This is a genomic window from Actinomyces bouchesdurhonensis (assembly GCF_963540955.1).
GTDB classification, from domain to species: Bacteria; Actinomycetota; Actinomycetes; order Actinomycetales; family Actinomycetaceae; genus Pauljensenia; species Pauljensenia bouchesdurhonensis.
Genome location: NZ_CAUTSL010000002.1, coordinates 56,431 through 81,398, shown reverse-complemented (window position 1 = coordinate 81,398; position 24,968 = coordinate 56,431). Strand labels below are relative to the sequence as shown.

The following is a 24,968-nucleotide window of genomic DNA, read 5'->3' as shown; positions in this document are numbered from 1 at the left end:
AAGTCTGAACGATTCAGACGGGGAAAGTCACTTAAGGGTGACCTTGCCGCCGGCCTCTTCGATCTCAGCCTTGGCCTTCTCGGCGTCTTCCTTCTTCGCGGCGGGGAAGATGGTGGAGGGCGCGGAGTCAACCAGGTCCTTGGCTTCCTTCAGGCCCAGGCCGGCCAGGTTCTTGACGACCTTGACGACGGCGATCTTCTTGTCACCGGCGGACTCGAGGACGACCTCGAACTCGTCCTTCTCTTCCTCGGCGGGGGCGTCGGCGGCCGGGGCGGCAACGGCGACGGCTGCGGGGGCAGCTGCCTCAACGTCGAAGGTCTCCTCGAAGAGCTTCACGAAGTCGGAGAGCTCGATGAGGGTCATTTCCTTGAAAGCTGCGATGAGCTCGTCATTGGAGAGCTTAGCCATGAGTGGCATCCTTCCTAATTGGCCTGCACGAGTGCAGATTGTTGGTTTGTTTCACGCAGCCGTGGCGGCGTGGAACATGGCCTGTCTCGTCAGGCCGCCTCGCTCTGCTTTTCGCGCAGAGCATCGATGGTGCGCACTGCCTTGACGGGCAGAGCGTTGAATGCGAACGCCGCCTGACCAATCTTGGCCTTGAGGACGCCTGCGGCCTTGGCCAGCAGGACCTCGCGGGACTCGAGATCGGCAAGCTTCTTGACACCCTCGGCGCTCAGGGGAGCGCCGTCCATCGCGCCGGACTTCAGCACGAGGGCGGGGTTGTCCTTAGCAAAATCACGCAGGGTCTTGGCGGCCTCAACGGGCTCGCCGGAGACGAAAGCGATGGCCGTGGGACCCTTGAGGTCCTCAGCCAGGAAGTCGAGGCCGACCTCCTTGGCCGCCAGGCGCGCCAGCGTGTTCTTTGCCACGGCGTAGGTCGCGTTCTCGCCCAGGCCGCGACGCAGCTGCTTGAGCTGGCCGACGGTCAGGCCGCGGTACTCGGTCAGCAGGACAGCGTCGGCTGCGCGGAAACGCTCCACGAGCTCGGCAACTGCTGCCACCTTGTCGGACTTCGCCATGGTCCTCCTTCCAGATACGTGACCGCAGGTAAGAAAAAACCCGACACGCAGGTTCGTGTCGGGCGCATGCTCGAATGCCGCGCGGGGCGGCTCACTCACCTGCGTTGGATTTTCCTCCACTAGCGTGGACACCAACGGTCTTCGGCACGGATCAGCTTAACAGGGCGGTTACCTGCGTGCAAGCATGGCGTCGCGTTTCACAGACGAGGCCGGGGCTGGCTTGCGGGGCACCACGGGACGGATGCGCCTGGCTTGGCTCAGGGCGGAGCGCCTGGTATCCGACACGCGAAACAGTGTTCGCCGTCCGGTGATGCGCATTGGGGGCCCCGGCCTCGCGTTGGATCCCCGGCCTCGCGGCGTGATAGCCGTCAGACGAGCCTCCACCCCGCGGCCCGCGAGCGCGCGTCCCAGAACGCCCGGTACTGGCCGCCCACCTGCGAGTAAAGCGCAGCGTGCGTGCCGATCTGGGCGACGCGACCGTCCTCGTCGAGGACGACGATCTGGTCGGCTGCCGTGATCGTGTCGAGCTTGTGGGCGATGACGATGAGGGTCGCGTCGCGTCGCAGGGCGGCCATGGCGTCGGTGATGCGCGATTCATTCTCGGGGTCGAGGGCGCTCGTGGCCTCGTCGAAGAGGACGACGGGCGCGGCTTTCAGGAGCGCGCGGGCGATGGAGACGCGCTGGCGTTCCCCTCCGGAGAGCGCGCGCCCGCCCTCGCCGACGGGGGTGTCCCAGCCGTGCGGCAGGCGCTCGACGATTTCGCTCACTCCGCTCAGGCGCGCCGCTTCTTCGATGTCCGCTCGGCTCGCGTCGGGGTTGCCGACGCGCACGTTGGCTTCGAGGGTGTCGTCGAAGAGGTAGACGTCCTGGAAGACGAGGGACAGCTGTGCCATGAGGTCGGCGGTGTCCCAGTCGCGCACGTCGCGCTCGCCCACGCGCACGCTTCCCGCGTCCACGTCGTAGAAGCGCGCGATGAGGCGCGCGATCGTGGTCTTGCCGCAGCCGGAGGGGCCAACGATCGCGGTCATGGTTTCGGGCTCGACGCGGAAGGACACCCCTTGCAGGACGGGGTGGTCGGCCTCGTAGGAGAAGGACACGTCCTGAAGGGTTACGGACGCTCCCGACGAGGCCGGGGCCTCGTCCGCGCGTCGCACGCCCTTGGGGGCGGGCAGTTCGGGGGCGGAGAGGATCTCGTGGCTGAGGTCGAGGACGGGGCGCCGGGTTTCGAACGCGGAGGTGAGCATCCCAATACTGACGAGGATCTGCGTGAAGCGCAGGAGCAGACCGATGGAGACGATGGCCTCTACGGGGCTGACGCTGCCGGCGACCGCGAGCATCCCAATCGCAACAATCAGTGACACAACGACCACCTGAGCGGCCATCCCATTGACAACCTGACCGAGGGTTTCACGCATCAGTGAGCGCCGCGCGGCCACCCCGTAGGCGTCTTCGGCCCGTTGGAGGGGTTCGTAGGAGGCGGAGCGCCCGCACGCGCGCAGCGCCCCCTGCTTCGTCGCGTATTCGACGATGCGGTGAGACAGCTCGTGGGCGGGCGGCTCCTTCAGCGCGGACCCCGACTGCAGGCATCGGCGAGCCACCCACACTCCCCCTGCGACGATCGGAATAGCGACCAGGCACACCAGCCCGAGGACCGGCGAAAACACGGTGATTCCGACGAGCATCGTCGCCGAGGTGACAATCGCGGCGATCAGGGGCGAATACATGTGCGCGAACATCTCACCCAGCAGCAATAGTTCGCGAGAAACCAGGCGTGACATCTTTCCGGCCGTGTCTGCGCGGAAAGACCCGAGCGGCAGGGATGCGACCTTGTTGCCGATCGTGCGGTGCATGTTGGATAGGAAGTCGAGAGCCACCGAGAAGGACCGCATAGACAACACATACTCGGTAATGAACGAGGCGAGGGCGCACCCGGCCAGCACCGCGAGCCACGCGCTCAGAGGCATCCCCCACGCGCTTTGTCCTGAAGTGAGGGCAATCGCGACCGGGATGAACGCGATCAAGGATAAACCTCTCACCGCGCCAACGATGCAGGAAAGCACCGTCACCTGAATGAAACTAGCGTGTCCCGCAGCAGAGAGCGGTTCGCGCAGGCGCGATACAAGCTCAAACATGTCAGTGTCCTTTCACTGCGCTCATGCGACGCATGTACGGGTGGTCGGCGAGCTGGTCGGGCGTGCCCAGCGCGATGAGACGACCAGCGTCGAGGATGGCGATCTGGTCGACGCCGGCGATCGAGGCGGCACGGTGCGCGATGACCAGGACCGTCTTGCCCTGGACGAGGCGGGTAAGCGCCGCCTGAATATCGGCTTCGGCTTCCGGATCGGTGAAGGCCGTGGCCTCGTCGAGGACGAGGATGGGCGCATCGACGAGGAGAGCCCGGGCGATTGCGATGCGTTGCGCCTGACCGCCCGAGGGGTGGGCGTCCTCCCCGATGACGGCGTCGAGGCCTCGGGGCAGGGAACGCAGGTAGTCGTCGATGTGCGCGGCCCCGGCGGCAGCCCACACCGCTTCGTCGCTGGCGCCCGGGACTCCGAGCGCGATGTTGTCACGCACGGAGATGTCGAGGAGTTGCGGGTCCTGGAGGACGAAGGAGACGCGGCGGTAGAGGACGTCCGCGGCGATGTCGCGCGCGTCGACCCCGCCGATGCGCACGCTTCCACGGTCCGGGTCGGCGAAGCGCGCGACCAGCGTCGCCAGCGTCGATTTTCCCGAGCCGGAGGAGCCGACGAGTGCGGTCACCGATCCCTCGGGGATCGTCAGGCTCACGTCGTCCAGCGCGAGAGTTTCACCGTAGGAGAAGGACACGCCGTCGATCTCAATGTCTGCTCCGCGTGGCTCTGCTCTCCCTTCGACGGGCAGGGGCGTAACAGAAAGCAGGTGAACAATTCGCAACGATGCAGCACCCGCGATCTGGTAGCTCCAGGCCGTCGTCCCCAGCACCTCGATGGCCGCCGGGATGACGAGACCGATGAGCGCGCAGGTGATGACCTGGACCGGACTGACGATCCCCGCCGCCGCGAGCGCGCAGCCCCCCGCGCTCGAGATGAGCAGGATCAACGAGGGAGACACACTGGCCTGCCCCAGTGCGGAGCCCCTGAGCATGGGTTCGCACCAGTCGCGATAGAAACGCGAGAAGTCCTCGGCGGCCCGAGTGAATCGCTCGTGTGAGCGCCCCACGGTCCCGAACGCCTTGACGACGCTGATGCCGGACACGAACTCGACCATGGTGGCTGACACCTTGGAGAGGTGTCTGTCCATCTGCGCGGTCTTCTCACCCATGCCTCGCAGCATCCACGCATATATCAGGCAATAGATGGGCATGGTGGCGATCGAGAGGAGCCCGAGCCGCCAGTCGACGACGAACGCGTAGATGAGCAAGGACAGGGGCGCGCTGATTGCGGCCGTCGATTCGACGGGCGCGTGCGCGATGACCGTGTGCACGTCGTGCGTGTCGTCCTGGATGGCCTTGCGCACGGCCCCCGAGTTCGTCGATGTGAACCAGGCGAGAGGCGCGGCGGCGAGGACACTGACCATGCGGGAGCGCACGATGTGTCCGAAACGCACGTCCGCGAAGTGGGTGATGGCCAAGGCGACGAAGTAGATCCCGTAACGCACGCCGAACGCGCCGATCAGCCACATGAGCAGTGTCATTACCTCGGTGCGGTCGGGTGCTCCCCCCGAGCGAGCCGCAGCCAGCAGCACCTCCCCGAGCTGGACGAGGACGACGTAGGGGGCGACCGCGAGCGCACCGTAGAGGAACCCGAGCACTCGGGCGACCATCATGGCGCCACGGATGGGGGCGGTCAGCTCCTTGAAGGCGCGCTGGCCCGCCAGGTGAGCCGCGCGCGGATCCTCAGCGCGAGTCTTGTCGGTATGTGGGTCATTCGGGGACGAGGCCGTGGCGTCCTCGCGCTCGTCGGTGTCGGTCATTGGTGGTCTCCTTCGCGGGCGCGCTTGGTGCCCGTCGGCGTGAGTGTGATGAGTCGGTCCGCGCAGGCCGAGGCGAACTCGCCGTCGTGGGTGACGACGATGACGGCCGCTCCTTCGTTCGCAATGCGGCGCAGGGTGGACGTGATGGAGGTGAGGTGTCGGGCGTCGACCCCCGACGTTGGTTCGTCGAGAATGACGACCGGACGCCCGGTGGCGCGAGCAGCCGCGATGACGAGGCGTTGTTTCTGCCCGCCCGACAGGCTGAGGGGGTGGCGCTCTCCCAGGTGCGCGAGGTCGAAGTCGGCGAGGAGTTTCTCCCCGGCCTCGCCGCTGGCCTGCGACGCGCCGACCGTCAGCTCGCCCGCTAGCGTGTCGGAGAACAGCTGACGTCCGGTGTCCTGCATGACGAGCGCGCACGCGGCCCGGCGTTGCCTGCGATTCACCTCCTGGCCGTCCAGGGTGATCGTCCCGGAAACGGGAGCGGCCAGCCCGCACAGCACACGCACGAGGGTCGTCTTACCGACCCCGTTGACGCCCGCGATGCAGGTGATCTGCCCGGCCGGAAAATCCGCGTCAAACCCCTCAAACACGGGCGTGTTTCCGTAGGAGAAGCTCAGGTCCCGGCAGGACAGGCGTACATCCGCGGTCGGCGCGGCGTGCGCCTCGCTCTCCCGTGAGGCCACCCACGCCTCGGGCGGACCGGGATCCACGAGGGTCCGCAAGCCGAGCGACCTGCGTTCCTCCTCGCCCATCGAGTAGAACTCCTCGCCGCTCCAGCGACGCGTGACCGATCCGTCTTCCATGAGGAGAACCTGGTCGGCGAGCCCTCGCAGGAAGTGGAGGCGGTGCTCGACGACGACGATCGTCATCCCCTGTTCTTTGAGGATCGCGAGGGCGCTGCGCACGTCTGCGATGGCGCCTGGGTCCAGGTTCGACGTCGGCTCGTCGGCCAGGAGGACCGGGGCACCCGATGACAGCGCGCAGGCGAGTGCAACCTTTTGGAGCTGCCCGCCCGACAACGTCGAGAGCTTGCGGTCCATCAGGTGTGCGATCCCCATGAGCGTCGCGGCGCGCATGCTGCTCTCGATCAGGGTTTCCCGGTCGCGACCGTAGTTCTCCCCGCAGAAGGCCAGCTCCTCGGCGACGGTGTCGCAGAAAAACTGAGTGCGCGGATTCTGAAAGACCGACGAGCACAGGTGACCGACCTCGGTCAGGGGGACCTCGGCGAGGTCGCGACCGTCGATCCTCACCGCGCCCTCGAGCTCACCCGGCGTCATCTGCGGGACGAGGCCGGTCAGGGCCCGCATGAGCGTCGACTTCCCACAGCCAGAGGACCCGCACACGAGCGTGAGGGTGCCAGGCCGGGCGGACACATCGACCCCGCGCAGGGCCTCGACGCGGCCACCCGTCAGCTCACTGACGTAGGAGAACGACAGGGATTCAACATCAATCACGGCAGGACTCCCAGGTACGCACAGATCTCGATGGCGATGACGCCGGCCACGCACGCGAGCGCGAGGCCGTCCCAGGCGGTGGCGCGCAGCCGCGCGAGCGAGGTGGGACGCGTGGGGCCACCCAGGCCTCGGACGACGCTCGACGCAGCCAGGTCGTCAGCCACGCGCGCGATGGAGGACAGCAACGGGACCAGGAAGCGCTCGGCGATCACGAGGGGGTGGCGGACAACTCCGCGTGCCCCGAGGTCGACCCCGCGCATCTCCATGGCCTCACGGATGGCGACCGCCTCGGCCGCCACGGTCGGGAGGACACGGAACGCGACAACGAGGGCGTCGACGAACACTCGCGGCAGGTGAACGGCGCGCAGGGCTGCCTTCATCTGGCCAACTCTCGTCGTGCGGTACACGTAAAGCGCGATGCCGAATCCCGCGAAGAACCGCGCAAACCAGTACAGGATCGCACTGCACGTGCCGATCACGAGCACCGCGCCACGCGGCGCGCCCACGGCCTCGAGCCAGGCGACGAGAAACGGCGAACCCAGAGAACACACATCACAGACCAGGCACGCAATCCCCGTGCGTGCGCCGGCCCTGACACTGACCTCCCAGAGGAGAGCGAGCACTGCCAGCGCCTGCACCGCAAGAAGCGTGGACGTGGGGCTCGCGCGCATGACGAGCGCGTTGAGGACGAGGAGGGCGAGGAGCTTTGTGCGCGGATCGAGCCTGCTCGTCGCCTCGCCGGGGGCGGCCTCGGCGGGCGAGATCTCAGGCAACGCCAGCCTTCGCGAAGTGCTTGCGCAGCAGGAAACGTCCGAGGAGCCCCCCGATAAACGCGACGATCATCGTAACAACCACCCACACGCTGATGACCGCGGGGCTAAAGAGGGCACGCATACCATCCGCGTAGTCCTGGCCCATCTGGGACGCGACATCCGCGTAGTAGGAGTCGGGAGCAAAGAAAATCGGAGCAAGCGGGCCAATCCCCCACAGGGAAAACAGCATGTATGCTGCAATGTTTCGAGGGGCACTAAGATAGCCGCCACTGTGGGCGATAAGGTCAGCCAGGAAACCGAGAACGAGGGCGACCGGTACGGTCACCCACGCATGCCCTGTCACGACCATGAAGAAGGCGACGATGCCCGCCATGATCGTCATCGTCCCAAACATGCGCGAACGCACCAGCATGAGCATGATGACCGGCCCGTTCAGGAGGAGGCCAACAATCCCGCCGACGAACATGAACGCCGGCCCGAAGAAGCCGAGCATCGCCGAGCACCACATGAGGACAAAGTAGACGGCGGTGAAAGCACCAATCGTGACGGCCGAGCGCGCCTTTGTGACGCCCGAACCCGTAACCTGAGACATGTTGCGACCCTTGTCGAATATAGGTTGATACAAGCGAATTAAGGTTACCCTATCCTCGCCCTATATCTTGTGACCTACGTCCCTAATTGATCGCGCGCTCCACACAGCCCCACGTCGCGACAAAAAGCGGGTCCCCGCGCAGCTTGGCTGCGCGGGGACCCGGATCGCTTCGTCAGCGAGCTGGGCTCACTTCTCGAGCAGGTCCTTAACCTTGGTGACATCCAGCGGGATGCCGGGACCCATCGTCGTAGCAACGGTTCCCTTGATCAGGTAACGGCCCTTCGACGAGGTCGGCTTGAGACGCAGAACCTCGTCCAGGACTGCCGCGTAATTCTCGGTGAGCTGCTCGGCGGTGAAGGAAGCCTTGCCGACGATGAACGCCAGGTTGGCGTGCTTGTCAACGCGGAACTCGATACGACCACCCTTGATCTCCTTGACGGCCTTCGCGACGTCCATGGTCACGGTGCCCGTCTTGGGGTTCGGCATGAGGCCACGGGGGCCGAGGACGCGGCCGAGGCGGCCAACCTTGCCCATGAGGTCGGGGGTAGCAACGGCGACATCGAAGTCGGTGTAGCCCTTGGCAACCTTCTCGATGAGCTCGTCGCCGCCGACCTCGTCGGCGCCTGCGTCGATCGCTTCCTGAGCGCGCGGACCAACGGCGAAGACCAAGACCCGGGCGGTCTTGCCGGTGCCGTGCGGCAGAGAAACGGTACCACGGACCATCTGGTCCGCCTGGCGGGGATCGACACCGAGTCGGAAGACGACCTCAACGGTCGAATCGAACTTGGTGACGGTGGTCTCCTTGGCCAGCTTCATGGCCTCGAAAGGGGTGTACAGCACGTCCGCGTGGACCTTCTCAGCCGCTGCGCGGTAGCTCTTGGAGCGCTTAGTCATTCTGCTTCTTCTCCTTGCAGTCGTGGGTGTCGGGCAGCGCCTGCCCTACCACGGGGGGTGGTTGGTGTCAGGCCTCGACCGTGACGCCCATAGAGCGGGCAGTACCGGCGATGATCTTGGCAGCGGCCTCGACGTCGTTGGCGTTGAGGTCAGCCATCTTAGACTCGCCGATTTCGCGAGCCTGAGCCATCGTGATCGAACCAACCTTAACGGTGTTCGGGGTGCCGGAACCCTTCTGGACGCCAGCAGCCTTCTTGATGAGTTCAGCGGCAGGCGGGGTCTTGAGGACGAACGTGAAAGAACGATCCTCGTAGACAGTGATCTCGACGGGAACAATGTTGCCGCGCTGCGATTCGGTAGCCGCGTTATACGCCTTGGTGAACTCAACGATGTTCACGCCGTGCTGGCCCAGTGCGGGGCCAACGGGGGGTGCGGGGGTAGCGGCACCGGCTGCGATCTGAAGCTTGATCAGGCCGGTGACCTTCTTCTTCTTTGCCATGAATGCGGGTCTTTCTACTGAAGTTCTGGCCGACGGATGTCGACCAGGATGGAGCGCCGGGGCCGACCCCACTGAGAGTCAGCGGACACAATGCACCCAACGCACACAAATATGCATGATAACTCCAACCTAGGCCTGTCCCCAAGCCCGGGTGGGTGACATCACTGCTCGAGCTTCTCCACCTGGTCAAAGCCGAGCTCCAACGGCGTTTCACGCTCGAAGATGGTGACAAGCACCTTGAGCTTCTGCGTTTCGGGCATGATCTCAGAAATCGTGGCTGACATCGTCTCAAAGGGACCGTCAGTGACGGTGACAATCTCGCCGACCTCGAACTGGGTCTGAACGGCCTGAACCGGAGCAGGCTGATCCTTGGCAGCTTCGGCGGCCTCCTCGAGGACGTTGGGCGTCAGGAGCATGACGACCTCGTCGATGGACAGCGGAACCGGGTTGTGCTGGTCGCCCACGAAGCCGGTGACAGCCGGGGTTTCCTTGACGACACGGTACGAGGCCTCATTAAAGTCCATGCACACGATCGCGTAGCCGGGAATACGCACGTGGCGCACGCGCTTCTTCGTGGTGCCGCGATACTCCATAACATACTCGTCCGGCACCTCGACACCGAAGATGTAGTCTTCCATGTTCTGCGTGGCAATGCGCTGCTCGAGGTTCGCCTTCACCTTGCGCTCGTGGCCAGAGTACGTGTGGATGACATACCAGTCGCCGGGGGACATGTAGAGCTTACGGCGCAGCTTCGCAATCGCCTCCTCTTCCGCCGAGGTCGGGGCGGCCTCTTCGGCAGCATCCTCGTCCTGGACGCCATCCTCGCCCTGCGCAGGCTCGTCGGCGGTCACTTCCCGCGCAGCGGTCTCCTCAATCCCTTCTTCAACGACCTCCAAGGCCCGGCCATCCGCCAGCGCCTCCGCGGTCTCCTGCTCGACAGCCTCGTGGGCAGCCTCAAAAGACTGGCCCTCGGCGTAGTTTTCGTCGCTCACGACTATTCCTCCTGAGAAAGGGCCGGACCGTGAAAGAAACCCGCCTGCAGTGTCCTGCGGGCGGGTTCGTCGGTCTCAGCCGAAGATCAATGCACTCAGTTTACCGAATCCGAAGTCAAGGAGGCCAGCGAAAAGCATGATTGCGGCGACAAACACAACGACGACAACGAAGTAGGTCCAGGTTTCAGAACCGGACGGATAAGTCACCTTCTTCATCTCATCGATGACCTGCTTGAAGAAAAGGAAGATGCCCGCGAAGAAGCCGACCTTCTTGTTCTGCCCCTTGTCGGCATCACCGCGCTTACGCGTGGCGCCAGATTTCGTGCGATCTCGGCGCGAGGATTCGACGTCCGAGGCTTTTTCTGCGGCCATTGGAACCCTCCTGCGAAAATATCAGCCTTATCCGCAGGGCAGGCGGGACTCGAACCCACAACCGCCGGTTTTGGAGACCGGTGCGCTACCAATTGCGCCACTGCCCTACGCAGGAAAACCTGCCTGAGAAACATTAATGGATGGACATGCGCTTGTCCAACTGAGAACCGTGCGACGCCCCGACAATCCCCGAAATACCAGCCCACACCTCGTAAATGAGAGGTAGCCCACGCGCGCATTGCGGGGGCGAAAACCCGCGCGGGCGCACGACGTGGGACCATGGAGGGGTGACCAATACTCCTCGCACCCGTGTCTCTGATCGTTTCAACGCCATCACGCCGTCCGCGACCCTGGCCGTCGACGCGAAGGCTAAGGCCCTCAAGGCCGCCGGCCGCCCGGTGATCGGCTTCGGCGCCGGCGAACCCGACTTCGCCACGCCCGACTACATTGTCGAGGCCGCCGTCAAGGCCGCCCGCAACCCCGCGATGCACCGCTACACGCCCGCCGCCGGCCTGCCCGCGCTGCGCGAGGCCATCGCAGAAAAGACCCTGCGTGACTCCGGCTACGAGGTCTCCCCCGCCGACATCGTCGTCACCAACGGCGGTAAGCAGGCCGTGTTCCAGGCCTTCGCCGCGCTGCTGGGCCCCGGCGACGAGGCAATCCTGCCCACCCCCTACTGGACCACCTACCCCGAAGTCGTCAAGCTCGCAGGCGCCACCCCCATCAAGGTGTTCGCGGGTGCCGACCAGAACTACAAGGTGACCGTCGAACAGCTCGAGGCCGCGCGCACGCCGCGCACGAAAGTCCTCCTCATGTGCTCGCCGTCGAACCCGACGGGCAGCGTCTACACGCCCGAGGAGCTCACCGCGATCGGCCAGTGGGCCCTCGATCACGGCATCTGGGTCATCTCCGACGAAATCTACGAGCACCTGCTGTACGAGGACGCGCAGAGCGCACACATCGTCAAGCTCGTGCCCGAACTCGCAAACCAGGCCGTCATCCTCAACGGCGTAGCCAAGACCTACGCGATGACCGGCTGGCGAGTGGGCTGGATGATCGGCCCCTCCGACGTCATCAAGGCCGCCCTGTCCTTCCAGTCGCACCTGACCTCCAACGTCAACAACATCGCCCAGGAGGCCGCGCGCGCCGCCGTGTCCGGCTCCCTGGACGCCGTAAACGAGATGCGCGTCGCCTTCGACCGTCGCCGCCGCACAATCGTCGACATGCTGCGTCAGATCGACGGCTTCGACGTCCCCACGCCCAAGGGCGCGTTCTACGTCTACCCCTCCGTCGAACGCCTACTCGGTCGCGACATCCGCGGCCGCGTCGCCAACACGTCGGGCGAACTCGCCGACCTGATCCTCGACCAGGTCGAGGTCGCAGCGGTTCCCGGCGAAGCCTTCGGACGCTCCGGCTTCCTGCGCTTCTCCTACGCCCTGTCCGACGACGACCTCGTCGAGGGCATCACCCGCGTCCAGGAGCTCTTCGCCTGATGCACGTCTCGTTCGAACAGACAGACGAGGAGACCCCCCTCGGGACGGTCCTCCTCGCCCACGGGTACGCGGAACACTGCGGGCGCTACACCCACCTGCGCTCCGCCCTCACCCGCGCCGGCTACGACGTCGCCTACTACGACCACGCGGGCCACGGGACCTCCGAGGGCCCCCGCGCCCGCGTGGACGTGGGCGCGCTCATCCGCGACTTCGGTGACGCGCGCCGGGCGACCCTCGCCCACGCGCGCACGCCCGAGCTATTCCTGTTCGGACACTCGATGGGCGGCATCATCGCGGCCGCCTCCACAATCCTCGACCCGACGCGGCTGCGCGGCACCGTCCTGTCCGCGCCCGCGCTGCGACCCCTCCCCCACATCTCCCCCTCCCGCGCCCGCAAACTGGCGCCGCTCGTGCGAATCAGCCCCGGCCTCGTCGTAGCAAAGGGAGCTTCCGACATGGAGGTCTCCCCCCTCTCACGCGACCCGCACGTCCAACGCGACTTCGACGCGGACCCGCTCACCTACAAGGGCGGCGTACCCATCCTCACGGGAGTGACCATGGTCATCCAAGGCGACGAGGTCATCGCGCACGCCGGTCGCCTGCACACGCCGACGCTCGTCATGCACGGGTCGCACGACCTGATGGCGGACCTGCGCGGTTCGCGCGAGCTCGTGCGCTCCGCCTGCGCGGCACACCCGGACGCCGACATCCACCTGCGCATCGTCGACGGCGCCTACCACGAACTCCTCAACGAACCCGAAGGCCCCGGCCTGATCAGAGACATCATCATCTGGCTCAGGGAGCACTAGGTCGTGGACGCGCCCTCCGTCCCCAACCTGACGGCACCACGCCCCACCACCGCGGGCAGGCGTGACCTCGTCCCCCTGCCCAAGGCCCACCTGCACCTACATTTCACGGGAGCCATGCGCCCCACCACGATGGTGGACATGGCGCGCAGCCAAGGCGTGCGCTTGCCCCCGAACCTGCTGCACATCGACGCCGCCTCCATGCCGGCCGACGGGCGCGGCTGGTTCCGTTTCCAGCGCGCCTACGACTCCGCGCGTCACCTCGTGCGCTCCGAGGCCGCGATGCGCCGCCTCATCCGCGAGGCCGCCGAGGACGACGCCGCCGAGGGCTCGGTGCGCATGGAGATCCAGGCCGACCCCACGAGCTACGCGCCCTACGTCGGGGGCATCACCCCGGCACTCGAAATCATCATCGACGAGGCCCGCTCCGCCTCCCGGGACACCGGCGTCGACATCGGCGTGATCGTCGCGGCGTCGCGCATGAAGCACCCGCTGGACGCGCGCACCCTCGCGCGCCTGGCAGCGTCGTTCGCGGGCGACGGGCCGGGCGACGTCGTGGGTTTTGGCCTGTCGAACGACGAGCGCGTGGGCTCCACCGCTTCGTTTGCTCCCGCGTTCCGCATCGCGCGCCGCGCCGGGCTCGTGGGCGTTCCGCACGGCGGCGAGCTCCTGGGCCCGGCCTCCGTGCGCGAGGTCGTCTCCGCTCTGGCTCCCGCCCGCCTCGGACACGGGGTGCGCACCAGCGAGGACCCGGCGCTGCTGCGCGCCGTCGTGGACGCGGGCATCGCTCTGGAGGTGTGCCCGACGTCGAACGTGCACCTGGGCGTGTACACGGACTTCTCGCAGGTGCCGTTGCCGACTCTGATGTCGGCCGGCGCTCGTATTGCGCTGGCTGCCGACGACCCGCTACTGTTCCGTTCGCGCCTGGTCGCCCAGTACGAGGTCGCGCGCGACGTGTTCGGCCTGTCCGACCAGGCCCTGGCATCGTTGGCGCGCTCCTCTATCGACGCGTCGCTGGCCTCGCCCTCGCGCAAGGCAGCCTGGAAGGCCGACATCGACGCCTGGCTGGCGGAGCCTGCGGCGTAGTACTGCGGCACCCGCAGCGTAGCGCTGTCGTGGGGCCTCTGCGCACAGTTCCCCCCCACAATCTCGCACGTAATTCCCCCACACCTCTTTCAAACTTTGAAACCAGAACGTTGATATTCCGCGGTTTTCAGGACGTGATCCAAAACATCCTCCGGGGAATTACGTGCGAAATTTTGGGAGGTCTCAGCGGCACATGCGGTATCGACGGTATTTACGGGAGGATGTAAACGCGTTGCCCGGTCACCCGTGGCCCACAGCCACAGCGGTGCCCAAAACGCAGACCACCTCTGCTCAAACCACTAAAATACAGCCATTATGGCCGAGGTGGTCTGCACTTTGGGCAGATTGCCGGTGAGGGCCATCCTCACCAGCACGCATCGACTGCCGACACCACCTCGACTACAGCCTGCTCGCACGCGGATAGGTTGTGAACACGCGGATAGGTTATGAACACGCGGATAGGTTATGAAGATATGGATAGGTTATTAACCTATCCGGATGCGAATAACCTATCCGGATCGTGACAACCTATCCGCGTCACGCATCCGCGAGCACAGGCACCCACTTCATTGACGACAACACCTCCCCGCCCATCCTCGAACTATCCGCGAGCGCAGAACCAGCACAGTTCTCCCACAATCTCGCACGTAATTCCCCCACACCTCTTTCAAACTTTGAAACCAGAACGTTGATATTCCGCGGTTTTCAGGACGTGATCCAAAACACCCGCCGGGGAATTACGTGCGAAATGTGGGGAGCCCTCTCTCAGTCCGGTTGTTTCTTTCCCGTCCGACCGCCCGAGTCGGCCACCTCGGGACGACCACAGACCCCGGCCTCGTACCTACCGACGACCGCTTCACCAATAGTGCACGCGTGCACTATCATGGAGACATGAGCCGGTTTCAACGTGACGATGCGCCGTCCCTCGTGCGTGCTGCACGTCAGGACGCGTCCCTCACGCAGGCCGAGCTGGCGGGGATGACCGGGATGAGCCAGTCGACCCTCGCGCAGATCGAGTCCGGCAGGCGCGCAGTATCCGCCGAGCTGCTCGAACGCATCCTCCGCGCCGCCGACTACCGCCCTTCCGTGCCGCTCGCCCGCTACGCGTCCTCGATCAGCGGCTACGCCCAGGAACGAGGCCTCGGCACCCTCCGAGTCTTCGGCTCGGTCGCCCGGGGCACGGACGGATTCGAGTCAGACATTGACCTGATTGGCACGCCTACCCGAGACCTGTCGCTGTTCGAGTTGGCGGACATCGCATCGTTCACCAGCGAGCTCACCGGCTTCCCGACAGAGGTTCACGTGGACACACACGTGCCCGAGGCACTGCGAGCTGCCATTGACGAGGCCGTGGCACTATGAGCGAGTCCGCTTCCTTCACGCCTCGGCCGCGAGTGGCGCGCAGACACGCGCCCAGCTTCGACGCTGAGAACTTCCTGCGCGAACTCGACGTCATCGCCCATCGCATCGAACGGGTTGCCGCTGTCCCCGCAGAGGCTTTCAGCGCCGACTGCCCGGAGTACGACTCCGCCTGCATGGTGATCATTCGGCTGGCCGCGTTCCTGGAACGCGAAGAGTACGCACCCTACATGGATGCCCTGACTTCCTCTGAGAAGCGCGCCCTGCGCACGACCCGCAACATCGCGGCGCACTCGGGGTACCAGAACATGGACGACCAGCTCCTGTGGACGGCCGTCACCCGCAACGTGCCCGACATAATCGCGCGCCTGCGCGCCGCGGCCTCACGCGGATAGGTTATAAAGATATGGATAGTTAACCTATCCGGATGCGCATACCCTATCCGCGAGCGACGGAGCCCCGGATCCCACCGTCACCTCAGGCCCACAGGGCAAGCACCGAAGGGCAGCCAGCACACCGATGTGCTCAAACCGTAGACCACCTCGACCAAAAACAGCCAAAAACACCCATTTCAAGCGAAGTGGACTGCACTTGGGGACAAGGACACAACACCACCAATAACAACCAACGACCCTCAAAACACCCGGTCCACAAAACCAGACCAGGCCACCCACACCACGCGGATTCTTCCACCTCAACGCACTTTCGCGTACCAGACCGTCCCGAAACACCACCCACAGCAACCACACCCACGACGCCGCAAGACGCCTCCCGCTGCAATCAGCCATGATTCCCCCACAATCTCGCACGTAATTCCCCCACGCCTCTTTCAAACTTTGAAACCAGAACGTTGATATTCCGCGGTTTTCAGAGCATGCTTCACAACACACTCCGGGGAATTACGTGCGAAATTTGGGAGGCGCAAGCCATTGGCGAATAGCAGCTCACATGCGGATAGGTTATGAACACGCGGATAGGTTATGAAGATATGGATAGGTTACTAACCTATCCGGATGCGCATAACCTATCCGGATCGTGACAACCTATCCGCGTAACGGATCCGCGAGCGCAGGCCAGTTTGGCCTCAACCGACATCTCCCTCGCACTCTCCAACGCGTCTATCAGCCAGTACCGTCATGCCCCTGTGTAGTGAGCTGCTATCGCCGATCAGCCACGCGCTCGATGAGTTTGGAAGCCAGGCGGTACACTTGCGAGACTTCCTTAGTCTCCAGACTCCAGGTTTCCAGTTTGGCTGCAACCAGGTCCGGATGTTTCTTGCTGATGTCCCGCAACGAATTTCCCACGGATTTGCGGACGTACTCGCTGGAATCGCCGCGCAACCTCGACAACCTTGAGACAGCATCGCCGGGATGGTCTCGAAAGTAGGGGCGGCTCGTCCAGATCCTCAAGCCTTCCGTAACGGCCCTGCGCACGTTGGGGTGCGGGTCGCTCAGCCACTCGTCGATGACGGGAAGAGCCTCCTCGTACCCCTTGACAGCGCAGAATTCGTCGAATGCCTTCGCCAGGACCTCTTGGACCCTCCAATTGGAGTCTGCGGAAACCTCGTTCCGAAGGAAAGACAGAACATCCGGGTCTTGCGACAGGTGTCCCAGCAGAAAAACTGCGTACATGCGTACCTGATAGACCTCGGAGCGATACGCCAGGTACGCCGCGCGCAGCGCCTGTTCACGGTCGAAGGAAGCGTAGTCGGAGCGGGCACGCCGCTGCTCGTGCAGGAATCCCCTTTCATGAGCAGAAAACTCTCGCTCCAGCCCCTCCACGTACTCCTTCAAGGCTGCCCCTCCGCGCGCTTACACCGTCCCACTACCAGGTGATGCCGACCGTGACCGGCTCGGGCACCAGGGTCACCCCGAATGCGTCGAAGACGCGCTCGCGCACAGCGCGGGCCAAGGCCTCGATGTCGGCACCCGTCGCGCCGCCGCGATTCGTCAGGGCCAGCACGTGCTTGGTGGACAGGGACGCGCGCGGCGGGTCCCCGGCCTCGGGCAGGTGGAAGCCCCTGCCACAGCCCGCGTGGTCGATGAGCCAGGCCGCGCTGGTCTTGACGAGGCCCTCCCCCGCACTAAAGCGAGGCGCGCCCTCGGGCAGGGCGGCCACGGCCTCGGGCAGGATCGGGTTCGTGAAGAATGAACCGGCGCTCCACGTGTCGTGATCGGCGGGGTCGAGGACCATGCCCTTGCCGCGGCGCAGATCCAGGACGGTCGAGCGGACCATGGACGCGTCGGCACGCGACCCGGCCTCGACGCCGAGACGGCGAGCCAGCTCCGAATACATGACGGGAGCACTCAGCGGTGAGCGCTCGAGGCGGAAGTCCACGGAGAGCACCACCCAGCGGCCGGTCGGACCCCAGGGGCGGCCGCCCAGGCCGGGCTGGCCGACACTGCGCTTGATCGCCGAGGAGCGGTAGGCGAAGCCGAGGTCGGAGGGCAACAGGCGCACGACGATGCCCGTCAGGCGGTCGTAGGCCTCGACGCTCTCGATGGTTTCGGCGACCTCGTGGCCGTAAGCGCCAACGTTCTGCACGGGGGAGGCGCCGACGGTTCCGGGAATGCCGGAGAGTGCTTCGACGCCGGAGAGCCCCTCTGCCAGCGTCCATGAGACGAACTCATCCCAGACCGTGCCCGCGCCGGCGCGCACGAGCACCGACCCGGCAGGATCCTCATGGATGATGGAGGCGATCTCCCCGAAGGGCTGCACGTCCACGACCGTGCCTTCGAAGGGAGCGTCGGAGGCCAGCAGGTTCGATCCTCCGCCCACGACGAGGAGCGGGCCACCGGCGGCATCGGCCGCAGCGGCGGCGTCCACCAGGGCGGCGGTGGACGTGGCGGGCACGAGGCGGGCGATGGGCCCACCCACGCGCAGGGTCGTCAGATCAGCAAGGGTCGTCATGCTCCTAAGCCTAGTCGCACGGCGCGCGTTCGGCCTAACCCCGGGGCGCGACGGACTCAGTCCATCGTGATGACGATCTTGCCGCGCACGTGGCCGCCCATGAGCTGTGTGTACGCGGCGCGTACTTGTTCCACGTCGAACGGATAGGTACCCGCGATGGTCAGGCTCACCGTCCCGCGGTCAATGAGGCCCGCGACCGTTGCGATGTCGGCGATCTTTCCGTCGCGCCCGCCGGTAAAGTGCGCGCGGCGCAGGGCGATCGCGGGAGTTGGAACGAGCGTTCCCACGCGCTCGCCCGGGACGCCGAGGCTGTGGGCCAGTGGCGCGTAGCCGCCGAAGCAGTCGATGAAGGCAGTGACAGGTGAGGGCGCCGCGTCCTTGATCCGCTGCTCGAGGCCTTCGCCGTAGGAGACGGGAATCGCGCCGAGGGAACGCAGGTAGTCGGCGTTCGAGGGACCGGCGATACCGATGACGGTCGCGCCGCGGGCGAGGGCCAGCTGCGTGACGAGGCCTCCTACTCCTCCGGCGGCCGCAGCGACCACGATGACGTCGCCCGCCTCGGCCTTGACGCTGCGCATGGCGCCCATCGCGGTCTGCGCGGCCACGCCCAGCCCTCCGGCGACGTCGAAGCTGACGGAAGCAGGCTTGCGGACGACATTGTCGGCGGAGATAACGAGTTGGGTCGCGAGCGAACCGTATTCGCGCACCTGCCAGGGGGCGGCGCGCAGGAGGCCGATGACCTCGTCGCCCACCGCCACGTTGGCGACTCCCGGGCCCACGGCGGCCACGACACCCGCAAAATCCTGTCCGACGCCGCGCAGCGGCCTGTCCGCCCCGCGAGCGAACCACCGGCTCGGGTGAACGATCGTGCGGAGGACCTCGAGGGGCCTCGTCAATCCACCGAAGAGCTTGTAGTCGACGGGGTTGATGCCGGCGGCCCGCACACTCACGAGCACCTGTCCTTCACCGGGCACGGGAAGTGCCACTGAGCCTTCCTCGAGGACCTCGACGCCTCCGAAACGGCGGTATCCGATGATTCGCGCCACGATTCCCCTTCTTCCCTCAGAATGACACTGAGCGCCACGTCACAGGCGTTCCTGTACACCAGGATACGCTCGCAGAGTCACCGAAAGAAGGGCAAAGACGGGCGGGAACGCCGACTGTCTAGTCGCCGAAGGCGAGGGCCGCGCCCCGTCACGACCCCAACAAGTCAGCCCTCCACGGCCGCCTTAAACCACGTCGTGATCGACGTGGGGTGCGTGATGGCGGTGCCGACGATGACGGCGAAGGCGCCCACCTCGATGGCCGCGGCGGCCTGCTCGGGCGTGTGGACGCGGCCCTCGCAGATCACGGGGACGTCCGGGAACGCGGCGACGACCTCGGCGAGCAGCTCCAGGTCGGGGCCGTCGGTCTTGACGCGGTCGCCCGTGTAGCCAGCCAGGGTCGTGGACACGATGTCCACGCCCGTATCGACGGCCCGCTGGGCGTCCTCGAAGGAACCGCAGTCGGCCATGACGAGGGTCCCGTCCTCACGCAGGGCCGCGACGGTCTGCGCGAAGCTCAGGCCGTCCAGGCGCGGGCGGCCCGTCGCGTCCAGGGCGACGATGTCGGAGCCGGCCATGACGCAGGCGCGGGCGTGACGCAGCGACGGGGTGATGTAGACGCCCTCGTGGCCTTCCTTCCACAGGCCGATGACGGGCACGTCGACGCGGCCCTTAATCGCGGAAATGTCGGACAGGCCCTGGCAGCGAATCGCCGCGGCGCCACCGATCTCGGCGGCGCGGGCGATCTGCGCCATCGTCTCGGGCGTGCGCATGGGCTCGCCCGGGTACGCCTGGACGGAGACGATGAGCTTGCCCTTCAGGGAAGCGATAAGCGGATGCATGGTGAACTCCTAAGCGTGCAGGAAGAAGGAAACGGCTCCGAGCAGCGGCGCGTCGCCGCCGAGGGAACCAACGAGGATGGGGGTGTCCGCGACGGGCGTCATCGCGGAGGCCGCGAAGCCTTCGCGCAGGGCGTCCCACCAGATGTCCCCGGAGCGGGTCATGGACCCGGAGAGGATGACGACTCCCGGGTCCACGCAGTTGACCAACGAGGCCGTGGCCTCGCCGAGCGCGAACGCGGAGCGGGAGAAGCAGGCGGCTGCCAAGGCGTTGCCGGATTCGGCTAGCTCCTGCAGGGCGCGCCCGCCGTCCACCTCGGGGTCGGACTCGCTGCGCAGCGAGTCGTACCAGGCCGTGATGCCCGAACCCGAGCAGAAGGCCTCGATGTGACCCTTGCGGCCGCACGAGCACGTCAAGTCGGGGGCGAAGTGGTGGTGGATATGGCCGACGTGTCCGGCGATGCCGCGCGACCCGAAGGAGACGCGGCCGTCTTCGACCAGGGCTCCGCCGATGCCGGTTCCCACGGCGATGGACAGGACGGCGCGGTAGGGGCGTCCGGCGCCCAGCGTCGCCTCGCCGAGGCCGTGGGCGTGCACGTCGTTGAGGACGCGCACGGGCAGGCCCGTCGCTGCCTGAAGCAGGGCGCCGAGGTGAGTGCCTCCCCATCCGGGCATGGTGCCCGTCGCGGAGACGATGTCGCCGGTAGCCGGGTCGACGACGCCGGCGCTGGCGACCGCGACACCCGCGACCTGCGGGTGAGAAGCGACCAGGGACGAAGCGAGGTCGCAGATGCGCCGCGCCACGTCCGCTCCACCGCGCATCGCGTCGGTCGGGATCGATCCGCGCTCGGTAACCTCGTAGCTGTCACCGGCCCGGACGATTCCCCACCCGACCTTGGTGCCACCGATGTCGAGAGCAAGGAGCGTAGTCATGAGGATCCTTACGAAAAGTGCGGGGTATCAGAACAATCGACGAGGCCGGGGCCCGGTCGCGCGACGCGGCGGCGCATGCACGGAAGAGAATGCCTCGGCCTCGTCGACGTATCAGGAGAGCAGGCCGACCGAGCGCAGCACGGAGGCGACGTGCTCGACGTTGTCACCCTCGAGGGCGGCGACAGGGCGCGGCATCTCCGGCGAATCGAAAACGCCGAGCAGGTGCAGGGCGGCCTTGAAGGCGCCGACGCCCGCGCCGAAGCCCGCCACGCCCTTCACCTGGACGATGCGCATGAGGTCCGCGAGGCGGTCCTGCTCAGTGCGCACGGCCTCCCAGTCGCGCCTCTCGTAGGCCTGCCACTGGCGCACGTAGCCCTCGGGGTCCACGTTGGCCAGGCCGGGCACGCTCCCGTCCGCCCCGGACATGTAGGCGCCGTCGACGACGACCTCGTGGCCGGTGAGGAGCTGGAGCGGGTGTCCGGCGGCCTCGTTCGCGCGGCACAGCCAGCGGAACGCGACGTCGTCGCCGGAGGAGTCCTTGACGCCGTCGATGACGCCGTCGCGGCCCAGGCGCATGAGCAGGTCGGGCGAGAGCTTCGTGTGCACGCACACGGGAATGTCGTAGGCCCACAGCTCCAGGCTCGTGTTCTCCTTCAGGAGGCGGAAGTGACGCTCGACCTCGGTCTCGCCGCCGAGGGCGTAGAACGGGGCGGTCGCGACGACGCCGGTGGCGCCGCAGATCTCTTCCACGGCCTTGATGTTCTCGATGACGCGCTCGGTCTCGGTGTCGATGACGCCCACCAGGAGCGGGATACGACCATCGACGATGCGCACGGCTTCGCGCTGGATCTGGGCGCGGCGCTCGGCGGTCGAGAACGCGACCTCACCGGTGGAGCCGGACACGAACAGGCCGTCGAGGCCCGCGTCGATCATGCGGTTGATGTGACGCTCGAGCGAGGGGACGTCGAGCTCACCGTCCTTGAGCGGAATCGCGAGCGGCGGGACAACGCCACGGATCGTCGAAGACATAATTAGTGCTCTCCTTCGAGGTCAAGGTTGGGGTGCAGGAGCGAGGGCGCGGCGCCCAGCAGCTTGCGGGTGTAGGGGTCCTTCGGGTCGGTCAGCAGCTGCGCCGCCGGCCCTTCCTCCACGACGACGCCGCGGTTCATGACCGCGATCCGGTCCGACACGTAACGGACCGTCTGGATGTCGTGCGAGATGAACACCATCGCCAGGCCCAGGTCCTTCTTCAGGTCCGTGAGCAGGTTCAGGATTTGGGCGCGCACCGACACGTCGAGCGCGCTTGTCGGCTCATCGGCGATGATCGCGTCGGGGCCGATCGACAGTGCTCGGGCGATGGCGACGCGCTGACGCTGGCCGCCCGACAGCTGGCCCGGCAGCGCGTCCAGGGCGCTGGAGGGCAGGCCGACGAGCGAGATCAACTCTTGCACGCGCTTGGCCCGCGAGGCCTCGTCCCCGATACCGTGCACGCGCAGCGGGTCAGCGAGCTGGTCCGCGACGTGCATGCGGGGATTCAGGGCGGTAGCGGGGTCCTGGAAGACCACGGAGACGACGCGACCGATCTCGCGGCGGGCTGCCGCGCTGCGCTTCGTGACTTCCTTGCCGCCAAAGAACACCTTGCCATTCGTCGGCATCTGGAGGCCGCACATGACGTTCGCAGTCGTGGACTTACCGCAGCCGGACTCGCCGACGATGCCAAGCGTTAGCCCTCGCTCAATGCGCATGCTGACGCCGCGCACCGCGTGTACCTTATGAGGCTTGAACAGAGAGCCGGTACGCGATGTGAAGGTGACCTCAACGTCCTTCAGCTCAATGATCGCAGGTTCGGGCGTGGCAATCATCGTCTCGGTTTCGACAATCAGAGTGTCGGTGCTCATCGCTGCTCCTCCTGACCTTCTTCGATGATGATGGTCTCGCTCGCCACGAGAACCTCGTCGCGCGGCGGCAGCGCCGCATACACGTGCTCAGTACCTACCTCGGTGAGGACCGGGCGAATGTCCAGTCCGTAATCTGGGTGCGAAGACCTGGGGGCGAAACGATCGCCCTCGGGGAAATCACGAGGCGAGGGCACCGTTCCGGGGACCTGGTGCAGGCGTCCGGACCCCGACTCGATCGAGAGGACTGCGCCCAGCAGGCCGCGCGTGTACTCGTGGGTGGGGTGCGTGAGCAGTTCCCTCGTGGGTGCCTGCTCGATGACCTGACCGGCGTACATGACGGTGATGTGGTGGGCCACCTCGGCGACGAGTGCCAGGTCGTGGGACACGAAGATCATGGCGAAGCCGAGCTTCTCACGCAGCTCGTTGAGCAGAGAGATGACCTGCTTCTGGACGGTGACGTCCAGGGCGGTGGTCGGCTCGTCCGCGATGATGAGCTTCGGGTCGCGGGTCAGGGCCATGGCGATGAGGACGCGCTGACGCTGACCGCCCGAGAGTTCGTGCGGGTATGATTCGAGGGTGCGCTTGGGATCCAGGCCCACCAGCTCGAGGAGCTCTTCAGCACTGCGAGTGCCTCCGCGGCTGGTCAGCTGCTTCATCTGCGCCTTGATCAGCATGGCGGGGTTCAGCGACGAGAGCGCGTCCTGGTAGATCATGGCCATTTCGTGGCCGAGGAGCGCGCGACGTTCTTCAGTCGACTTGGTCAGCAGGTTCTCTCCCTCGTAGAGGATCTCACCGGTGATCGTGGCCTTAGGGTCGATGAGACCCATGATCGTCAGCGCCGTGATCGATTTGCCACAGCCCGACTCGCCGACGAGGCCCATGGTCTCGCCGGGGCGAACCTTGAAAGACACGTGGTCAACGACATTGACGTCGCCGTGACGCTCGAACTTAATACACAGGTCCCTGACTTCGAGCAGCGGCGTCTTCTCGAAGGAGGCCTCAAAGCGGTCAGTGCGCCTTTCTTCGACGGACTTCAGGTCATCCAGGCGAGCTTGAAGGGAAGCGGCCTGCTCGGCGTACGCCAGGCGCGGGTCCAGCAGGAGGCGGTCGGCCTCGCGGTCAGCGTCCTTGTCGACCTGGGCGACGGCGGCCGACGAGGGAGCCGCAACCATCGCGTCCGTGATGCCCTCGGACAGGAGGTTTAAGCACAGGACCGTGATCATAATGAAGAGGCCGGGGAAGAAGGCCGTCCACCACATGCCTCGCAGGACCGACAAGTTCGAGGAAGCCTCGGACAGGACGTTACCCCACGTGGCCACGGTGGTGGCCTGGAGCCCAGAACCAATAAAGGTCAGCGAAGCCTCGAGAATGATCGCGTCGGCGACGAGAACGGTCGCAAAGACCAGGACCGGCGCGGCCGTATTACGCATGACGTGCTTGACGAGAATCCAAGGGGCACGCGCACCGGAAACGATGACCGCTCGCACATAGTCCTCTCCGTAGGCGGACATCACGTTCGCGCGAACGATACGTGCCAGCTGCGGGATGTAAACGAAAGCGATCGAACAAATGATGATGAAGACCAGGCCGGACGTGTTACCCGACTTTGTGAGGGTACGACCGAAGACCAAGACCGTCACCGCAGCCATGGCGATACCAGGAACCGCCATGATGATGTCAAGGATACGCATGATCGTCTCGGAGATACTCCGACGCACAACAGCGGCAACAGAACCGATGATCGCGCCAAAAAAGAGAGCGACCAGCGTCGAGCACAAGCCGATCAGCAGCGAGAAACGACCACCGTAGAGTACGCGGGCGAACACATCTCGACCCACGTGGTCAGTGCCGAAAAAGTGTTCGCTGGAGGGAGGCAACCACTTGCTGGTGATGTCATCGGGTCCGTAGGGGGCGATGAGGGGCGACAGGATCGATACGAGGACGACGAGCGCCAGGACGCCCATCGCGATCTTGGATCCCATGGACATGGCGCCAATGCGAGAGAAACGCACGCCCTTCTTCGTGACCTTTGCGAGTCTTTCTTTCTGGGTCATG

24 protein-coding genes and 1 tRNA gene are annotated in these 24,968 nt (G+C 65.8%); 5 read left to right on the top strand and 20 right to left on the bottom strand.

Annotated features, from left to right (window positions below; all coding sequences use genetic code 11):
* Window positions 1-27 precede the first annotated feature (27 nt).
* The 12 genes from rplL to RYL44_RS00790 form a co-directional block, all read right to left on the bottom strand.
* Complete coding sequence (gene rplL / locus RYL44_RS00845; protein ID WP_314974802.1) at window positions 28-408, bottom strand: 50S ribosomal protein L7/L12; 381 nt, start codon at window positions 406-408, stop codon at window positions 28-30.
* A gap of 89 nt (window positions 409-497) precedes the next feature.
* Entirely contained in the window at window positions 498-1,019 is a 522-nt protein-coding gene (gene rplJ / locus RYL44_RS00840; RefSeq protein ID WP_009057834.1) for a 50S ribosomal protein L10, read from the bottom strand.
* A gap of 368 nt (window positions 1,020-1,387) precedes the next feature.
* Window positions 1,388-3,151, bottom strand: coding sequence for an ABC transporter ATP-binding protein (locus RYL44_RS00835; RefSeq protein ID WP_314974801.1), 1,764 nt, complete (start codon window positions 3,149-3,151; stop codon window positions 1,388-1,390).
* A 1-nt stretch (window position 3,152) separates the two neighbouring features.
* A complete protein-coding gene (locus RYL44_RS00830; protein ID WP_314974800.1) occupies window positions 3,153-4,970 on the bottom strand; it encodes an ABC transporter ATP-binding protein in 1,818 nt (605 codons plus the stop codon).
* The gene (locus RYL44_RS00825; RefSeq protein ID WP_314974799.1) at window positions 4,967-6,424 is read right to left on the bottom strand and encodes an ABC transporter ATP-binding protein; all 1,458 of its coding nucleotides are present in this window, start codon (window positions 6,422-6,424) and stop codon (window positions 4,967-4,969) included. Before RYL44_RS00825 ends, RYL44_RS00830 begins: the two co-directional genes overlap by 4 nt.
* Entirely contained in the window at window positions 6,421-7,197 is a 777-nt protein-coding gene (locus RYL44_RS00820) for an energy-coupling factor transporter transmembrane component T (RefSeq protein WP_314974798.1), read from the bottom strand. The genes RYL44_RS00825 and RYL44_RS00820 overlap by 4 nt, the downstream gene beginning before the upstream one ends.
* Window positions 7,190-7,789 carry an MptD family putative ECF transporter S component gene (locus RYL44_RS00815; protein WP_314974797.1) on the bottom strand — a complete coding sequence of 200 codons (600 nt, stop codon included), beginning with the start codon at window positions 7,787-7,789 and terminating at the stop codon, window positions 7,190-7,192. Before RYL44_RS00815 ends, RYL44_RS00820 begins: the two co-directional genes overlap by 8 nt.
* A 186-nt stretch (window positions 7,790-7,975) precedes the next feature.
* Window positions 7,976-8,683 (bottom strand): 50S ribosomal protein L1, encoded by a 708-nt coding sequence (gene rplA, locus RYL44_RS00810; protein WP_073982714.1) that lies wholly within the window; start codon window positions 8,681-8,683, stop codon window positions 7,976-7,978.
* Window positions 8,684-8,750: 67 nt separating this feature from the next.
* Window positions 8,751-9,182, bottom strand: a complete 432-nt coding sequence (gene rplK / locus RYL44_RS00805; protein ID WP_314974796.1) for a 50S ribosomal protein L11 — start codon at window positions 9,180-9,182, stop codon at window positions 8,751-8,753.
* A gap of 161 nt (window positions 9,183-9,343) precedes the next feature.
* Window positions 9,344-10,174, bottom strand: a complete 831-nt coding sequence (nusG, locus tag RYL44_RS00800; RefSeq protein WP_314974795.1) for a transcription termination/antitermination protein NusG — start codon at window positions 10,172-10,174, stop codon at window positions 9,344-9,346.
* A gap of 75 nt (window positions 10,175-10,249) precedes the next feature.
* Window positions 10,250-10,546, bottom strand: a complete 297-nt coding sequence (gene secE / locus RYL44_RS00795; RefSeq protein WP_314974794.1) for a preprotein translocase subunit SecE — start codon at window positions 10,544-10,546, stop codon at window positions 10,250-10,252.
* A gap of 34 nt (window positions 10,547-10,580) precedes the next feature.
* Window positions 10,581-10,653 (bottom strand) — tRNA-Trp (locus tag RYL44_RS00790).
* Window positions 10,654-10,833: 180 nt separating this feature from the next.
* Here RYL44_RS00790 and RYL44_RS00785 point away from each other — a divergent pair.
* From RYL44_RS00785 to RYL44_RS00765, 5 genes are all read left to right on the top strand, one after another.
* Complete coding sequence (locus RYL44_RS00785; protein WP_314974793.1) at window positions 10,834-12,039, top strand: pyridoxal phosphate-dependent aminotransferase; 1,206 nt, start codon at window positions 10,834-10,836, stop codon at window positions 12,037-12,039.
* Entirely contained in the window at window positions 12,039-12,848 is an 810-nt protein-coding gene (locus tag RYL44_RS00780) for an alpha/beta hydrolase (RefSeq protein ID WP_314974792.1), read from the top strand. The genes RYL44_RS00785 and RYL44_RS00780 overlap by 1 nt, the downstream gene beginning before the upstream one ends.
* A gap of 3 nt (window positions 12,849-12,851) precedes the next feature.
* Entirely contained in the window at window positions 12,852-13,931 is a 1,080-nt protein-coding gene (locus RYL44_RS00775; RefSeq protein WP_314974791.1) for an adenosine deaminase, read from the top strand.
* Between the two features lie 891 nt (window positions 13,932-14,822).
* A complete protein-coding gene (locus RYL44_RS00770; RefSeq protein ID WP_314974790.1) occupies window positions 14,823-15,293 on the top strand; it encodes a helix-turn-helix domain-containing protein in 471 nt (156 codons plus the stop codon).
* The gene (locus RYL44_RS00765; protein WP_314974789.1) at window positions 15,290-15,685 is read left to right on the top strand and encodes a ribonuclease HepT family protein; all 396 of its coding nucleotides are present in this window, start codon (window positions 15,290-15,292) and stop codon (window positions 15,683-15,685) included. The genes RYL44_RS00770 and RYL44_RS00765 overlap by 4 nt, the downstream gene beginning before the upstream one ends.
* A 762-nt stretch (window positions 15,686-16,447) precedes the next feature.
* Here RYL44_RS00765 and RYL44_RS00760 read toward each other — a convergent pair.
* From RYL44_RS00760 to RYL44_RS00725, 8 genes are all read right to left on the bottom strand, one after another.
* A complete protein-coding gene (locus RYL44_RS00760; RefSeq protein ID WP_314974788.1) occupies window positions 16,448-17,083 on the bottom strand; it encodes a DNA alkylation repair protein in 636 nt (211 codons plus the stop codon).
* Between the two features lie 31 nt (window positions 17,084-17,114).
* Window positions 17,115-18,260: a UDP-N-acetylmuramate dehydrogenase gene (locus RYL44_RS00755; RefSeq protein WP_314974805.1), complete on the bottom strand. Its 1,146-nt coding sequence runs from the start codon at window positions 18,258-18,260 to the stop codon at window positions 17,115-17,117.
* Window positions 18,257-19,246, bottom strand: coding sequence for an NADP-dependent oxidoreductase (locus tag RYL44_RS00750; protein WP_314974787.1), 990 nt, complete (start codon window positions 19,244-19,246; stop codon window positions 18,257-18,259). Before RYL44_RS00750 ends, RYL44_RS00755 begins: the two co-directional genes overlap by 4 nt.
* Window positions 19,247-19,410: 164 nt before the next feature.
* Entirely contained in the window at window positions 19,411-20,085 is a 675-nt protein-coding gene (locus RYL44_RS00745) for an N-acetylmannosamine-6-phosphate 2-epimerase (RefSeq protein WP_314974786.1), read from the bottom strand.
* A gap of 9 nt (window positions 20,086-20,094) precedes the next feature.
* The gene (locus tag RYL44_RS00740) at window positions 20,095-21,015 is read right to left on the bottom strand and encodes an ROK family protein (RefSeq protein ID WP_314974785.1); all 921 of its coding nucleotides are present in this window, start codon (window positions 21,013-21,015) and stop codon (window positions 20,095-20,097) included.
* Window positions 21,016-21,126: 111 nt separating this feature from the next.
* Window positions 21,127-22,044 carry a dihydrodipicolinate synthase family protein gene (locus tag RYL44_RS00735; protein WP_314974784.1) on the bottom strand — a complete coding sequence of 306 codons (918 nt, stop codon included), beginning with the start codon at window positions 22,042-22,044 and terminating at the stop codon, window positions 21,127-21,129.
* Window positions 22,045-22,046: 2 nt separating this feature from the next.
* The gene (locus tag RYL44_RS00730) at window positions 22,047-22,913 is read right to left on the bottom strand and encodes an ABC transporter ATP-binding protein (protein ID WP_314974783.1); all 867 of its coding nucleotides are present in this window, start codon (window positions 22,911-22,913) and stop codon (window positions 22,047-22,049) included.
* Window positions 22,910-24,967 carry a dipeptide/oligopeptide/nickel ABC transporter permease/ATP-binding protein gene (locus RYL44_RS00725; protein ID WP_314974782.1) on the bottom strand — a complete coding sequence of 686 codons (2,058 nt, stop codon included), beginning with the start codon at window positions 24,965-24,967 and terminating at the stop codon, window positions 22,910-22,912. Before RYL44_RS00725 ends, RYL44_RS00730 begins: the two co-directional genes overlap by 4 nt.
* Between the last annotated feature and the right edge of the window lies 1 nt (window position 24,968).